Origin of the sequence: Chryseobacterium limigenitum (assembly GCF_900114875.1) — a bacterium.
GTDB classification, from domain to species: Bacteria; Bacteroidota; Bacteroidia; order Flavobacteriales; family Weeksellaceae; genus Chryseobacterium; species Chryseobacterium limigenitum.
The window spans coordinates 189,523-205,961 of the sequence record NZ_FPKW01000002.1 but is presented as its reverse complement, the minus strand read 5'-3'; the positions used below and the strand labels follow the sequence as shown (position 1 = coordinate 205,961).

14 protein-coding genes are annotated in these 16,439 nt (G+C 34.4%); 2 read left to right on the top strand and 12 right to left on the bottom strand.

The window, feature by feature from the left end:
- Positions 1–2 precede the first annotated feature (2 nt).
- The 12 genes from BT156_RS03590 to BT156_RS03535 form a co-directional block, all read right to left on the bottom strand.
- Entirely contained in the window at positions 3–1,046 is a 1,044-nt protein-coding gene (locus BT156_RS03590; RefSeq protein WP_072407308.1) for a cytochrome-c peroxidase, read from the bottom strand.
- Positions 1,039–1,866 carry an MbnP family protein gene (locus BT156_RS03585; RefSeq protein ID WP_072407748.1) on the bottom strand — a complete coding sequence of 276 codons (828 nt, stop codon included), beginning with the start codon at positions 1,864–1,866 and terminating at the stop codon, positions 1,039–1,041. Before BT156_RS03585 ends, BT156_RS03590 begins: the two co-directional genes overlap by 8 nt.
- Positions 1,867–2,118: 252 nt before the next feature.
- Entirely contained in the window at positions 2,119–2,487 is a 369-nt protein-coding gene (locus BT156_RS03580; protein WP_083582279.1) for a hypothetical protein, read from the bottom strand.
- Between the two features lie 3 nt (positions 2,488–2,490).
- On the bottom strand, positions 2,491–3,165 hold the full coding sequence (locus BT156_RS03575; protein WP_072407306.1) for a superoxide dismutase: 675 nt from the start codon (positions 3,163–3,165) through the stop codon (positions 2,491–2,493).
- A gap of 122 nt (positions 3,166–3,287) precedes the next feature.
- Complete coding sequence (locus BT156_RS03570; protein ID WP_072407305.1) at positions 3,288–3,971, bottom strand: SCO family protein; 684 nt, start codon at positions 3,969–3,971, stop codon at positions 3,288–3,290.
- Complete coding sequence (locus BT156_RS03565) at positions 3,958–4,233, bottom strand: YHS domain-containing protein (RefSeq protein ID WP_072407304.1); 276 nt, start codon at positions 4,231–4,233, stop codon at positions 3,958–3,960. Before BT156_RS03565 ends, BT156_RS03570 begins: the two co-directional genes overlap by 14 nt.
- A gap of 207 nt (positions 4,234–4,440) precedes the next feature.
- Complete coding sequence (locus BT156_RS03560) at positions 4,441–4,803, bottom strand: hypothetical protein (RefSeq protein ID WP_072407303.1); 363 nt, start codon at positions 4,801–4,803, stop codon at positions 4,441–4,443.
- A 316-nt stretch (positions 4,804–5,119) separates the two neighbouring features.
- The gene (locus BT156_RS03555; protein ID WP_072407302.1) at positions 5,120–7,072 is read right to left on the bottom strand and encodes a heavy metal translocating P-type ATPase; all 1,953 of its coding nucleotides are present in this window, start codon (positions 7,070–7,072) and stop codon (positions 5,120–5,122) included.
- Positions 7,073–7,117: 45 nt separating this feature from the next.
- Positions 7,118–7,537 carry a Fur family transcriptional regulator gene (locus BT156_RS03550; RefSeq protein ID WP_072407300.1) on the bottom strand — a complete coding sequence of 140 codons (420 nt, stop codon included), beginning with the start codon at positions 7,535–7,537 and terminating at the stop codon, positions 7,118–7,120.
- Positions 7,538–7,549: 12 nt separating this feature from the next.
- Complete coding sequence (locus BT156_RS03545) at positions 7,550–8,773, bottom strand: efflux RND transporter periplasmic adaptor subunit (protein ID WP_072407299.1); 1,224 nt, start codon at positions 8,771–8,773, stop codon at positions 7,550–7,552.
- 1 nt (position 8,774) lies between these two features.
- Complete coding sequence (locus BT156_RS03540) at positions 8,775–13,139, bottom strand: CusA/CzcA family heavy metal efflux RND transporter (protein ID WP_072407297.1); 4,365 nt, start codon at positions 13,137–13,139, stop codon at positions 8,775–8,777.
- A 244-nt stretch (positions 13,140–13,383) separates the two neighbouring features.
- Entirely contained in the window at positions 13,384–13,707 is a 324-nt protein-coding gene (locus tag BT156_RS03535; RefSeq protein WP_072407296.1) for a DUF6660 family protein, read from the bottom strand.
- A gap of 70 nt (positions 13,708–13,777) precedes the next feature.
- Between BT156_RS03535 and BT156_RS03530 the strand changes: the two genes are divergently transcribed.
- Positions 13,778–15,136, top strand: coding sequence for a glycosyltransferase family 39 protein (locus tag BT156_RS03530; protein WP_139255400.1), 1,359 nt, complete (start codon positions 13,778–13,780; stop codon positions 15,134–15,136).
- Between the two features lie 66 nt (positions 15,137–15,202).
- The gene (locus BT156_RS03525; protein WP_072407292.1) at positions 15,203–16,423 is read left to right on the top strand and encodes a protein O-mannosyl-transferase family; all 1,221 of its coding nucleotides are present in this window, start codon (positions 15,203–15,205) and stop codon (positions 16,421–16,423) included.
- Positions 16,424–16,439: the final 16 nt, after the last annotated feature.

Below are 16,439 nucleotides of genomic sequence, written 5' to 3'. Positions count from 1 at the left end.
GTTTACTCAGCAAATTTTGGGTTTGAAATGAAATTTTTATCCGACAATGTTTTTAGAAAAGCAATAATAAAAATCTTCTCCTGATCATTCATCGCAATTCCGATGTGTCCGTTTTGTTTTAATTGAGGATCAAGATTGGGTTGATCTTCCACATTATCTGAATAGAAATTGAGTACTGCGTTTAAAGTATAAAATCTTCCGTCATGCATGTACGGAGCGGTATATTCAATATTTCGCAAACTTGGAACACGAAATTTCATCCAGTCATTTTGATCCAGAGTCACTCGATATCGTCCTGCATCTTTGAATTGCGTATTATAATACATTCCTGTATTTCTGAAACTTTCATCCGTAAATAATTCTCCGCTATGGCAGGATGAGCATTTCTGCTGAAATAAATTCATCCCTTGAGTTTCTTCTGAAGTGAAATTTTCTTTTCCCTGTTTAAATCTGTCATATTTCGAATCTGCGGAAATCATTGTCGCCATAAATTGTGATAAGGCTTTCAACACTCTTTCCCCTGTGATACTTTCATCGCCATAAGCAGACTTAAATAATTTCTTATACTTAGAATCTGAGCTTAATTTTGAAATAACTTCAGGCATTGAACTATCCATTTCATTCGCATCTGTGATGGGTATAATGGGTTGTTCATTGAGATTATGAATCACTCCGTCCCACATATATCGTTTCAAAAATGCCATGTTTTGAATTGGCGGAGCATTTCTGATTCCAATTCGATCATCAACACCGTGACTTACCGTGTGACCGTGATGGGTAAATGCATTTTCCTGAATATGACAGAAACCACATGAGATTGTATTATTTCTTGAAAGTCTGCCTTCATAGAATAATTTTCGTCCCAGCTCTACTCCATTTTTCGTAATTGGATTTCCGGATTGATCAAAAGTCATCTCAGAAAAATAGGAAGGAAACTCCAAATTGTAGGCATCATCTTTTTCCAACGGCTCAATTACCTCATCAGAACACGACACAATATTTAGAAAAGAGAAAAGAATAATCCCCGTTTTAATTATTTTAATCATTGTGAACGTGATCTACTTTAAACATCTTCGCTAAATTATTGGTTACACTCACCAAATGCTGACTAGAGCCCATCATCATATCATTGGCAGAAGTCAAAGTAAGCGGAGTTTCTCCACTCAGATATTGATTAAGATCCGCCAGAATATGAATAGAAGGCGTAATTGTACTCGTAACTCTTGCTGTAGTCGGAAGATTCAACGTAACTTCCCGGTAAAGATCAGGGGTATTATTTGCTGTGGTATTTCCCATGTTTCCGGTGTGGTTCATGAATTCTGTAACAGGAGAACTTGTTCCGTATTTCCCCTCCAGTTTTACGAAAACATAACCGGCTGCCCAAGACCATGACATCCCTTTTTGTTTGGCTTTATTCCAGAATTCTGCCTGTCCGTCCTGTCCCAACAGATAAGCTTTTTGGCTGATTCCCAATCCGAATTTTATTTTTTTATAATTGTTTTTCGGAACTCCGTTTAAGTTGAGATAAATAATGCCGGCTACTGCGTCGGCTTGGTCTACGATGAAAGCACCTTTATCAGGATTATTTTCATTGTATTTGAACTCGTTTCCGTTTTCATCGAATAAACTGATGTTGCTCACCACATATTTCAGAGCAGAGAACTGATGTTTTTGTCCTTGCGAAGAAGTTTGCGTAGTCTGATTTAAAACAATATCTCCCAGATTATTAAACCCGTTTTCAAATTTTATCTGAAGATTTCCCGGAGTTTCATTGGTTGAATCGTCGTCGTCATTATTTCGACAAGAAGTTAAGGTGAATACAGTAATGGCAATACAGAATAATGATAAAAATTTATAAATTTTCATTGTTGATTTTTTAAGTTGAATTTTTAAAATAGAAATATGAGTTGAATGAAATAACATTCAATTTTTTCTAACCACAAAAGACACAAAAGCTTTAACACTTTAGAATTTTAAAGTAAATAATTAACGCTTTAATAGAACACTTAAGTTTTGAGAAAATCTTTGATTTTCATCTTATGTGCACTTATTTTACGTAAGATTTAAACAGAAGCTTTTGTAACTTTTGTGGTTAAAATAAGATTTGAAAAAATTAACTTAAAAAACCGGTGGTCTGAAAATAGAGGGTAAAAACAGAAAAGAATAGTCTGTTTTGTACGAAAATTTGAAATCAAAGAGAGAAATTTTCTCTGTGTTTTGAATTTTTGCAATTTCAGGAAGTATATAAATATCCAATAATTTCTGTCCTGAATTTTTTGTTTTGCTTAAAGGCAAAGAATCGGTATCATTTGTTTTTGCAAGTTCTTTGCCCAGGTAACATTTTCCTTTACAGTGAAGCTCGGGTTTGCTTTTGTTGATACATAAAACATTCGCGATATAATCATAATTTACAGCATACTCCACCAATGGCACCAGAGGTCTGAATACCACAAATAAAGTGAGGAATATGCTGCAAATTAAGTTCATGAATTATTTTTTGCTTACTGCGTCTTCATATCTTTGGCTCACTGATTTCCAGTTGAGCACATTCCAGATCGCGGCAAGATAATCTGCTCTTTTGTTTTGATATTTCAAATAATAAGCATGTTCCCAAACATCAATTCCTAAGATCGGAGTTCCTTTTTCTTCCACAACATCCATTAACGGATTATCCTGATTTGGCGTTGAAGAAACAAATAATTTTCCGTTTTTATCCACAGAAAGCCAAGCCCATCCAGAGCCGAAACGATCTGCTCCCGCTTTACCCATTTTTTCTTTGAAAGCATCCATACTTCCGAAGCTTTCCGTAATTGCTTTCGCTAATTTTGCTGAAGGTTGCGTATTTTTTTCAGGCGTAAGCATCGTCCAGAAAAGCTCGTGGTTATAGTGTCCACCCGCATTATTTCTTACTGCAGGAGTCGATTTAGAAACCTGAGAAAGAATCTGAAATAAAGTTTGTTTTTCCTGTGGAGTTCCCGCAATTGCTTTATTCAAATTAGCTACATAGGCTGCCGCATGTTTTGAATAATGGATCTCCATTGTTTGTGCATCAATAGAGCCTTCCAGCGCATTGTATGCATACGGTAAAGGCGTCTGCTTAAACTGTGCGAACGCAAACTGCGCTGCAAAAACAGCACTTAGAGCAGCTATTTTCATAATCTTCATAATGTTTTGTTTTTGTGGTTAAACAATATTATCCTTTAGGTTGGAAGCTTGATGATGGAAGAGAGAAGTTATAACAGTTAGTATATGACTTCCAGCCTCCCGCTTCCAACTTCCAAACCTATTTACTTCAATAGTTTCTTAATATCCTCGATCAAAATTTCTCTGTCAGGGTGATATTTACCCGTCAATTTTGGGACCTTTCCTTCTGCATCTTCATAATTTAAACCAGAATAATATAAAATCGGCATATTATCCTTATTGTATCTGCATCGAATATTCCCTTCTTTATCTACGAGAGCAATCATTCCACTGTGATTAAGATTTTCTCCCTCATCTTCTTTGTCACCAACATAAATATTGAACTGATCTGCAACCTTCCCGATATAATATCTATTTCCTGTTAAGAAATGCCAGTTGGGAGATTTTACTCCAATTCTTTTGGCATGTTGCTTCAATAATTCGGGAGTATCATTCTCCGGATCTATACTTATGGAAATAATTCCAAAATCAGGATTATTTATATCATCTTCGATTGCTCTCATATTACTATTCATCACAGGACAAATGGTAGGACATCTGCTGAAGAAAAATTCTACCAGATAGACTTTTCCAAGCATATCTTTATTGGTAATTTTCTTGTTGTTTTGATCGGTTAGTTCAAAATCCGGAACCTTCATTACGGTATATAAATTCCTTTTAAAATAACTCACCCCGACCCCGATACCCAAGAAAAGTAAAGCAATAACAGCAAGCGGAATAATTACTTTGCGCTTTGCACTTTTATTGGTTTTATTATTTTTGGACATACTTCTCCGGATTTTTTTTGAACTCGTCCTTACAGTAAGCACTGCAAAAACCGTACGTTTTATTTTTATAGACCGCTGTATCTTTCATTTCTGCTTCCGTTGGCATGTGACAAATCGGGTCCTCAACGTTGGCAAATTTTACACTTTTAGTGTTTGATTTTGACGATGGAGGTGTCTTTTTATGCTTTACTTTGGGCGTTTCCTGGGCACAAGCCATTAATGAAACAGACAATAGTGCCGTTAAAATAATTTTTGATTTCATTTTAATTTAAAATTGAAATTAATGTTAGTATTGAATGAAATTGGTTGATTTTTTAAACTAAATTTAATGCTGAATTATTTTAAACGCAAGGTTCGCAAGTTTTTTACAAACCTCACACTTACACGTTCGCAAGGGCGTTACACTCAGCAATTGACAGCTAAGTTTATTTCAATATTAAATTCAACTAAAAATTCAGTTTTAAAAAAATTAAACTAAAGGAGGACGAAATATTCGGGAAGAATATTCTGAAATATGAAAATTATGTTCGTCAGAATCAGGATTTTTCGTTGAAATATCTGACAGGTTTTTATTTGAAAATAAAAATATTTCGTTAGATAAGAAAACATCCAATCCCGCAATTTTAATATTTTGAGAATTGTTGGATTGTTTTTCTGTTTTTGCTAATTCTTTTTCGACGTAGCATTTTCCTTTACAGGTAGATTGAGGAACGTTTCTGTTTTCGCAAAGATTTTTTACAATGTAGTCATAGTTTACCGCATAATTTACCAATGGCAAAACAGGTCGTAATGCAATGGTGAAAATAACGAATATGGAAATGAAAAACTTCAATTGTAATTTTGTAGTACAAATATACTGTTCAAAATTCTTTTATGATTGATTTATGATGAAAGTCATTGATATTTTTTTTATTTCCCACGGATTACACAGATATTTATGTTTTAATTTTTATAAAAGAAAATATGCGCAATCATCTGTGTAAATCTGTGTAATCTGTAGGAGGTAAATTAGATTTTGGCTAAAGCCAATAGAATAGTTTAATAAAAAAACGGGCTAAAGCCCATTCCTATTGATAATTTAACCCTTTTTTATATGATACTTAAACCTCGATAATCTTCCAGCATCTATCTTTCTTTTTCCAACCTCATCAAAACTTCATTTTCTGAATTCTGACAGCATTTAAAATAGCCAGTAAAGCAACTCCAACATCCGCAAAAACAGCTTCCCACATGGTTGCTAAACCACCAGCTCCCAATACTAAAACAACCGCTTTTACTGCAAATGCAAGAATAATATTCTGCCAGACTATTTTTTTCGTTTGCTTTCCTATATTGATTGCCATTGGAATTTTGCTCGGCATGTCATCCTGAATTACGACGTCTGCGGTTTCAATGGTTGCATCACTTCCTAATCCGCCCATGGCGATTCCTACGTCGCTTAACGCAACAACCGGTGCATCATTTACTCCATCTCCTACAAAAGCTACGGTTTGATTTTTGGATTTAATCTCTTTAACTTTATTCACCTTATCTTCGGGAAGTAAATCTCCAAAAGCATTTTGAATACCCAATTGATCGGCCACAAATTCCACCACTGAAGTTTTGTCTCCACTCAACATGGTGGTTTGTACATTCAAAGCTTTTAATTTATTGATGGTTAATTGAGCATCAGCTTTAATAGAATCCGCAATCGTAAGATAACCTACAAACTGTTTATCATAAGCAATGGCAATCAACGTGTAGACAATATTTTCAGGCTGGATGTCGTATTTGATATTGAACTTATCCATTAATTTGAAATTCCCAACCAATAATTCTTTTCCATTGATGGTTGCTTTTAAGCCATGACCTGCAATTTCCTCTACATTTTCTAATTGAACAGAATGATCAATCTCTCCTACAAAATCATGAATCGCTGTTGCAACAGGATGAGAACTTTTACTTTCTAAGGCATTGACAAATTTTAAAATTTCATCTTTATTGAATTCATTTTTAAAATCAACCTCCTGAACTTTAAAAACACCTTCCGTCATGGTTCCGGTTTTGTCCATCACTACATTTTGAACATTCGCCAGAACATCTAAGAAATTACTCCCTTTAAACAAAATTCCGTTTCGGCTGCCCGCTCCGATTCCACCAAAATATCCTAATGGAATTGAAATTACTAAAGCACATGGACAAGAGATTACCAAGAATACCAATGCTCTGTACAACCAATCTCTGAACTGATAATCGTCCACAAAAAAGTAAGGTAACAAAGTAATTCCAATTGCCAAAAACACGACAATTGGCGTATACACTTTGGCAAATTTTCTGATAAATAATTCGGTCGGAGCTTTTTGGGCAGTTGCATTTTGAACCATCTCTAAAATCTTGCTCAGTTTGCTATCTTTATACGCTGTTGTTACTTTTACCTCACTTACTGTATTTAGATTGATCATTCCAGCCAGCACCGTTTCACCCTTTGTTTTTGTATCCGGCTTACTTTCTCCCGTAAGCGCAGAAGTATTGAAGGAAGCTTTTTCGGATAGCAATTCACCGTCTAATCCTAGTTTTTCACCAGATTTTAACTGAATGATTTCTCCAATATTTACCGTTTCTGCTTTTACCGTTTCAGGTTTTCCATCTTTCAAAATCGTAACCTCATCGGGACGCTGATCGAGTAAAGATTTGATATTACTTTTTGCTCTGGTCACCGCCATCGCCTGAAAAACTTCACCCACAGAATAGAAAAGCATTACAGCAACTCCTTCCGGATATTCTCCTATTGAAAAAGCGCCTACGGTTGCGATTCCCATTAAGAAAAACTCTGAAAAAACATCGCCTTTAGTAATGCTTTCGTAGGCTTCTTTTAACACAGGAAGTCCCACCGGAATATAGGCAATTAAATACCAGACCAAGCGAACCCAGCCTGTAAACCAACTGGTTTTAATATAATTATCTAAAGCGATTCCTATTAAAAATAAAGAAAAAGAGATGATCGCAGGAAGAAACATCTGAAAAGCAGATTGATCTCCCGTATCATGAGAATGGTCATGATCGTGACCTTCATGACTATGATTGTGCTCTTTTTTAGGTTTTGTACTGCAACATTCTTCCATAACTGAATAATTTTAATCAAAATTAGGTCTAAACTCAATGCAATACTATTGCAAACTTTCCAGACAGTTTTCACAGATTCCTTTGGCGAAAAGTCTTATTTCATCGATCCTGAAACTGGTCTGAATATTTTCAGGGATTGAAATATCTTCTTTGCAAGTCGTCTGCTTGCAAATTTTACAGTAAAAATGAAGATGCCAGTCTTTATGTGTTGTCTCGTCGCAACCATCATGACAAAGCTTATATTTTGTCGTTGTATTTTCCTGAATACTGTGAACAATTCCTTTTTCCTCAAAGGTTTTTAATGTTCGATAAATTGTGGTTCGGTCGGCATTGTCGAAATAATTTTCAATTTCTGATAACGACAAAGCAGCTTCCTGAGAACTCAAAAAATCATAGACCAAAATCCTCATGCTTGTAGGCTTGGTATTTTTATCGATTAATTTATTTTCAATGTCTTTTTTCATAATATTTGAAAATTAATGTTCGTGTTCTCCCGAATTTGTCAGTTTAGCATTAATGAAAAATGCACCTTTTGTTGCGATTCTTGTTCCTTCCGGAATAGATTTTACAGGCGTAATTGCTGTATAACCCATTTCTGAGGTTCCTTTCACTACTTCTATTCTCTCAAAGTTAATCGTTTTTTCATTGTGCTTCTCGTGAGATTTTTCATCTTTATGATTTTCTGTTTTTTTATCATTTACAAGAAAAATATAATCTTTCCCGTCAGCACTTGTAATGGCTGTGTTAGGAACAGCAGACATTAATTTATTATCTAAACTTACCACTGCGGTAGCATTCATTCCATCAATCAAACCGTTTTTATTTCCTTTTACTTTGCAATGAATCGGAATGGTTTTACTTTGATTTTCAAAAGCCGTTCCAATGCTGTAGACCTCAGCATCATATTCTTCCACCGGATTATTGGTTAAAGTAAAATGAATTTTCTGTCCCACTTTTATCGATGGCAAATCTTTTTCAAAAACCTGTAAATCGAGATGTAACGAACTGTTATCAACAATTTCTGCAACAGGCGATGAAACATCAATATAACTTCCGATCTGGAGTAAAATATTACTGATTGTTCCGCTGATTGGCGCAGTAACGGCAAGTCCGGATCTTAAATTCTTATTAGAAACATTTCCAGGGCTGATTCCCATCATCTGAATCTGTCTTTGCAAAGAAGCTCTTCTTGTTCTTAAAGTTTTTAACTCTGCATCCGCATTTTGTAGATTTTTTTTCGCTCCGGCATCGTTATCGAAAAGTTCTCTCTGCCTTCTGTATTCCTGTTCTGCAAAAGTGATCCTACTTCCTGTAGTTAAATAATCTTCCTGTAGCTGAATAAACTCAGGGTTAGCAATCGTGGCAATTACCTGCCCTTTTTTTACATAATCTCCGACCTGAACATTCAATGTCTTAATTACGCCTCCATATAAAGAAGTTGCGCTGGCTTTATTATTATTGGGAACACTCAATCCTCCGTTGGCTTTAACGACAGAGGTGAGTTCCTTCATTTCAATTTGTCCCAACGAAATTCCAACTGCATTCATTTGCTCTTGCGTCAGTTCTGCAAACTCCGAACTTTCATTTTCTGAGTGTTCTTCGATTTTCTCTTTTGGTTCTTCTGCTTTTTCAGATTTTCCACAACTCGTTAGAAATAATGCCAGAAGAATAAGTATGATGATATTAAATTTTAATTTCATTTTATTTGTTGATTAAAGAATTAATGTTGACAACAGTTTGATTCACCTGTTGAATGGATTGCAAATATTTCAGCTCGATATTGGTTGCTGTTTGAAGTGCAAACAAATATTCTATATAAGAGATCTCTCCTGTTTTATAGCCTAACTGAGCGGCTTTTACAATACTTTTCGCATTAGGAATTGCCTGATTTAAATAGTATTGATATTGCTGAACATCCTGCTGATACTGGCTGAACGAATTTTTTAGTTGAACATCCAATTGTTGCAGCTGAAACTTCGCGTTCTTTTCCTCCATCTGCTTTTGGTATTCCAGCGATTTTATTCTTGCTTTTGTAGCACCGAAAGTCAATGGAATAGCCACTCCGATACTTACAGAATTAAATCTATTTTCAGCGCCATAGTATTTTTCCTGTCCATTTAAAGTATGGAAACCTATCAAAGACTGATTAGTATATCCGATACTAAAATCCGGTAATCCCTGCACCTTTTCAACATTTTTATTTTTTTCCAATACTTCCATATTTTGTTTAAAAATCTGGATCGACGGATGATTGGAAACCGTTGCGCTGTCTAGAAGATATTCAACTTTTAAAGGCTCATATTTTTGAGAATCAGGAATGGAAATCTCTTCATCTGTATTCAATAAAACCTTTAAATTTTTATAAGCATTATTTAAGTAGACTTTATTCTGCTGAAACAAAAGATTAATCTCTCCTTTCTGCGTTTCCGCGGTGTTGATTTCTATTTTTTTAATATCTCCTGCTTTAAATCTCACTGTTGCAATTCTGATAAAATCGCCATACAAACTATCGAGGTATTGCAGTTTTGATTGATTATACTGCAAATATTCAATCTGATAAAAATAAGATCTAACCTGTTTGATCAACTCATTTTCGGTAACCAGTTTTTCAATCTTTTTGGCTTTAATTTCTTCCTGAATTAATTCCTTTCTGGCTTTAAACAAAGTGGGAAACGGAATGGTTTGCGAAACAGCAAAAGACTGATCAAATTTCGGACTGTTATATTGTCCGAGCTGTGTGCTGAAATCCAATTTAGGAATTTCTTTTGCGGTTGGCTTCAATGCCTCAGAAGACTGAATATTGAGATCCTTTGCTTTTATAGAAGGATTATTTTCCTGTAACAATTCTATTGCCTGATTCAATGAAATTTCTCTTGAACTTTGCGCTTTAAAATTTTGACCTAAAAATAAACTTCCTATTAAAATGATTACTGTTAAAGGCTTTTTCAGCAATTTATCTTTAATATTAATTTTAGAATTAAAAATAATATACAACATTGGCAATACAAACAAAGTAAGAAAAGTTGCGGAGAGTAATCCTCCGATAACCACGGTTGCCAAAGGTTTCTGAACTTCTGCTCCGGCGCTTGTACTTATCGCCATCGGTAAAAACCCGAAAGAAGCTACCGTTGCAGTCATTAAAACGGGTCTTAATCTGGTTTTCGTTCCTTCAATGACTCTTTTAAACACGTCGGTAACTCCATCTTTTTCTAATTGATTGAATGTTCCTATCAACACAATTCCGTTAAGAACCGCCACTCCAAATAAGGCGATAAAACCAATTCCTGCGCTGATACTGAAAGGCATTCCTCTCAACAAAAGAGCAAAAATACCACCGATCGCGCTCATCGGAATCGCCGTAAATATCAAAGTTGCCTGTTTGAAAGAATGAAATGTAAAATACAGCAACATAAAGATTAGCAGAAGTGATACCGGAACGGCAATCATCAGTCGTTGGCTTGCTTCTTTTAAATTCTCAAACTGACCACCGTACGTAAAATAATATCCTGATGGAAGTTTTACCTCTTTTGTGAGTTTTCCCTGAATATCATTCACTACACTTTCCACATCTCTTCCTTTGACATTAAAACCGATGACAATTCTGCGTTTTCCTGCTTCACGGCTAATTTGTGCTGGCCCCAATTTATATTCAATATTCGCCACTTGAGATAATGGAACCTGAATTCCGGTATTGGTTGGAACCATCAAATTACTTACATCCTCAATATCCGTTCGGTATAAACTGTCCAGTCTTACCACAAGATCGAAACGCCTTTCATTTTCAAAGATTTGGCCGGCTGTTTTTCCTGCAAACGCGGTACTCAAAACATTGTTGACATCTTCAACATTCAATCCGTAATTGGCAATCCTCGTTCTGTCGTACGTCACATTGATCTGCGGAAGTCCGCCCACTCTTTCAACCTGCGGAGAAGTTGCTCCATCAACATTTTGAATAACTTTGCTCACTTTATCGGCATAAATAGAGAGCGTATCCATATTTTCACCGAAGATCTTTACCGCAACATCTTGTCGGATTCCTGTCATTAATTCATTAAAACGCATTTGAATCGGCTGATTCGCTTCAAAGAAAACTCCTGGAATTACTTCCAGCTTTTCTGTAATTTCATCTGATAATTCAGTGTAAGATTTCTTTGATTTCCATTCTTTTTGAGGTTTTAACACAATGATTAAATCGGTGGCCTCCGGCGGCATGGGATCTGTAGGAACTTCGGCAGAACCTGTTTTTCCGACTACCATTTTCACCTCATCAAATTGTTTAATCAATCTGGAAGCCTGCATGGAAGTTTCGATGCTCTGACTTAATGAACTTCCCTGCGGCAGAATACAATGGAACGCAAAATCTCCTTCCTGCAACTGTGGAATAAACTCCCCACCCATTCTGCTAAAAATCAATGCTGAGATTGAGAATAAAACAACGGTAAGTCCAACAATTACATATTTAATTTTAATGGCTTTCTGTAATAAAGGTTGATAAATCTTTTGCAGCCAATTCATCATTTTATCTGAAAAATTTTCTTTGTAAGACGCTTTCTTTGAAAGGAAAAGCGCGCACATCATCGGAATATAAGTCAGTGAAAGAATCAATGCTCCCAAAATTGCAAAACCTACTGTTTTAGCCATTGGTGAAAACATTTTACCTTCAATTCCAACTAAAGTAAGAATCGGAATGTAAACAATTAAGATGATAATTTCTCCGAAAGCAGCACTTCCACGAATTTTTGAAGCAGACAGAAAAACTTCCTCGTCCATTTCACTTTGTGTTAATTTTTGAACGGATTTTCTTAATCCTAAGTGATGTAAAGTAGCTTCAACGATAATTACGGCTCCGTCTACAATTAAACCGAAATCAATCGCTCCAAGGCTCATTAAATTGGCACTTACTCCGAACACATTCATCATTCCTAAAGCAAACAATAACGATAAAGGAATTGCTGAGGCTACAATTAATCCTGCTCTGAAATTGCCGAGAAATACAACTAAAACGAAGATCACAATCAATGCTCCTTCAATCAAATTCTTTTCAACTGTACTTATGGCTCGATCTACTAAATCGGTTCGGTCTAAAAATGGTTCGATCACAATATCTGCCGGCAACGATTTCTGAATGGTTGGAATTTTCTCTTTAATTCTATTCACAACATCATTGCTATTCGCTCCTTTCAACATCATAACCACTCCCCCCACGGCATCGGTTTGTCCGTTATACGTCATCGCCCCATAACGCGTTGCATATCCGAAACGGACATCTGCCACATCCTTAATAAAAACAGGAATATTTCCCGTATTTTTTACAGCAATATTTTTAACATCCTCTATCGAAGTTGCCAAGCCAATTCCACGAATGAAATAAGCGTTCGGTTTTTTATCAATATACGCTCCGCCTGTATTTTGATTGTTTTTTTCTAAGGAAGTAAAAATATCCGCAACGCTTACTCCCATTGCTTTTAGCCGATTGGGATTTACGGCCACTTCATATTGTTTCAGCTCGCCTCCGAAACTATTGACCTCAGCAACGCCTTCTGTCCCGTATAATTGTCGGGAAACAATCCAGTCCTGCATGGTGCGGAGATCTTTCGCATTGTATTTTTTCTCACTTCCTTTTTTTGGATGCAAAATATATTGATAGACTTCGCCCAATCCTGTACTGACAGGCGCTAACTCAGGCGTTCCAATTCCTTTAGGAATATTTTCTTCAGCCTGCTTTAGTCTTTCATTGATTAATTGTCGGGCAAAATAGACATCTACTTTATCTTTAAATACAACCGTAATCACCGACAATCCGAATCTTGAAATACTTCGGGTTTCTTCTATATCCGGAACCGTTGCAATACTCTGTTCAATTGGAAAAGTGACCAACTGTTCTACTTCCTGCCCCGCTAACGTAGGACAAACAGTAATAATCTGCACCTGATTATTGGTAATATCCGGTACGGCATCAATGGGCAATCTTGTGGCGCTCCAACTTCCCCAAATGGTCAAAAGCAAGGTCATTATTCCAATAATGATCTTGTTTTGGATACTAAATTTTATGATTTTATCTAACACAAATTGAGATTTAATTTGTGATTGTCTGTTTTATTTTTTTAACGCAAAGGACGCTAAGTTTTTTTTAACTACTAAACGTTTTTAAGATCGCAAAGGCGTTTCACTCAGCAAAGATCCAAAGACAGACAATCGATTAATTTTATTGAGAATATTTTACATTTCATTTAAAAATGAGACGCAAAAATATCATGAATACCTCTGCAACGGTATTGCAAAGTTTCATGGAATATTTAAAATCAATAAATTAAATCTTAGGAGGCTGCCAAATATGGTCGTATACCTGATAGGCAAAATTATTTTTCTGAAATAGAATTTTCTTGGAAAAATAAGCTTGAATCTTTTGAGGAATGTTCATTGAAACATCCATTTTAAAAGCTGTCACCGTAATCTGACAGCAATTGCAAATACACAGCGGAGAACAGATATCTCCTTTGTCTTTTGAATGTGATTCGTCGATATTTAATGATAATTCTGTCTTGCCGGAACCCAATTCTTTATGTATGTCTTCGCATGGCATTACGGATAACACCACGAAATACATCGCCAAAATCAATCTGAATAGGTTCATTATGACAAAGGTAGAGTTTTTTTGTAAAATCAAATTGTATTTTTATACTTTTGAGGATCTCCAATTAGAAATGACCGATATCACTGATAACAAATTAATGATCACCAAACCCCAAATAAATAATAAAGAAATTATTATTGCTCTGATAATTCTATTATCGAGAATCCCTTTCATCTTCAATAGTTTGGGACAGGATCTTGATGGATGGAGAGAAGTTTATTCGGGTAAAATTTTAAGTGAATATCATATCTATAATGTTTCGCGTTTTCCTGGCTATCCGTTTCCCGAATTTGTTTTTTCTCTATTTTATAAACAGCCTTATTGGTACTTGAATTCCTTATCGATCCTATTTACAATGGGTGCCTGTATATTTTTCTACAGGATTTTAGAATATTTTAAAGTTTCTCTTTCTTTTTTATTAGCTGTTAGTTTATCTTTTATTCCGATTATTTATCTGAACAGTACGGTTGTAATGGACTATAATTGGTCTTTATTTTTCATGTTGGGAAGCCTTTATTTTATATTGATCAAAAAGAAATGGGCAGCAGTTATTTTCTTCGGTTTAATGATAAGCTGTAGATTAAATAATGCTATTTTCCTGCCAGCCTTTACTTTCATAGCTTATTTTCAATTGGGTAAAAATCTGAAAGAAACTATTATATTTTCAGTACTTTTAGTTTTATCTGCTATTTTCTTTTTCCTGCCAGTTATTGTAAGGTATGAAGGTGATTTTCTGCATAGTTACGGTACAGAAAGTGTTTCTCTATTCAGTCTTTTCAGTTTGAGTACTTTGTATGTTTATGGAGCAATTGGTACTTTGGGAATTTTGGCCTCATTAGTTATGCAATTTTTTACAGATAGATTTAAAAACATTCAGCTTTTATTGAAAGATTATTTTATTGTTTTCTGTTTTTTAATGATCTTTATCAACTTTATTTTCTTTGTGAAATTTCCTTTGGAATCAGGATATTTAATCCCGTCTATTCCTTTCATATTAATTATTTTACAAAGAATTCTTTCTGATAAACTGATGAAATTTGCCTTATTTTCATTACTTATTTCACCTTTTCTTATTCACATCAATACAAAAAAGGTTCATATAAAAGGTTCAATTTTTATGAATGAAAATTATGAAGATCAAGAACTACAATATTGTAAAATTTTAATTCAGAAAATAAAATCCACTCCTGAAAACTCGGTTATTCACGTGGGAAATTTCTATGAACAATTGGTTTTAATGGGAAATTTTGATTTTAAAAAGGTTAAACTTATTAATAATCTTTCACAGGAAAATATCAAATCCATTAAAAAAGGAGAAAAAAAACTCTATTATCTCGAAACACCTAACAGTGATGAAGAAAATGAAAAAACTCATCTCTTTGATGAATTTGGTATTCTGCTATATCCAAAGTTTGAATTAGCACGCTAGAATAATTTATACGAGTAACTAATTTATTACTTTTGTAAAAAACACAATTAGCATCTTATATAGTACATGCATAACAAATATTATAATTACACTATTATTTTCCTCTTCATTTTAGGAATTATATATTTTTTTTCAGTTGGAAAAGACCCGTCACTAGGCGACAGCATTGGTTTCACCATACAAGGTTATCATGGATTTTCATTTGAATCTAATGCTACCAACCATTTTTTATTTTCTAATGTTTTAGGTTTAGCTCATAAAATACTGCCATTCATAAATGTGCATTTTCTTTTTGTGGGAGTCTGTATAATTTCCGGTCTACTGGCCTTATTCTATTTAAGAAAATTATTGATTTTACTTGATATTTCCGAGAAATCATCCCTGATGTGCATCATGATCTTTGGTTTATCTTTTACATTTTGGAGGCAGGCTATTATTACAGAAGTATATACATTTTATATATTATTTGTTATCTTGTTTTTAATTAATGTATTTAAATTCCTGAAACAAAAGGATATAAAATATTTCTATTATTTGTCTATATTTCTAGGAATTCTTTTTTTAATACACATACAAACGATACTTTTTGGCCCTTTTTATTGTTATTTAATTTTTAAAAACTTTAAACTTTTAAAGAAAAATATTATTTACGGTGGGCTCATTACGCTTAGTTTATTTTCAATTCTATTACTTCCCGTTGCATTTGGCCGCCATCCACTGATATCTATATTTACAGATAATGCTTATGAGAATTCCCTTTTTGATTATGATCCTGCAACAATTTTTAAAAGCATAATGAAAAATACCGTGATCCTGGGGTATAATTTCTTATTTTTTATTTTGTTTTCTTTCTGGGGATTGAAAAGTAAGAAATATATTAATTACCTACTTATCGGCGCCCTCCCTTTTTTATTTTTTTGTATAAAACATAATGTATCCGATGTGTATGTTTTCCAGCTAGTTCCGTATGTATTTATCATTATTTTAATAGGGCGGGGATTAGACAGATTCCCTAAAATACCTTTAGCACTCCCTATTCTAATTCCTGTATTCTATTTTGCTTCTTTTAACTTTGTTAAAAAGACATCCGTGGGTGAAGATTTTGAGAAAGAAAAAGGCTTTAAAGGAGGAACCAGGTATATGTTATTCCCTCCATTAAATCAAAACCCAGATTTAAATTCTCTTTTAAAGAATTACAAAAAAGATTCCTTATATGAAAAATACGGTGTAAAAGAAATGTATCCCCTTATTATTCAATGGGAGGAAATTAAAAATAAAAATTATTAGAGATACAATAAAAAAG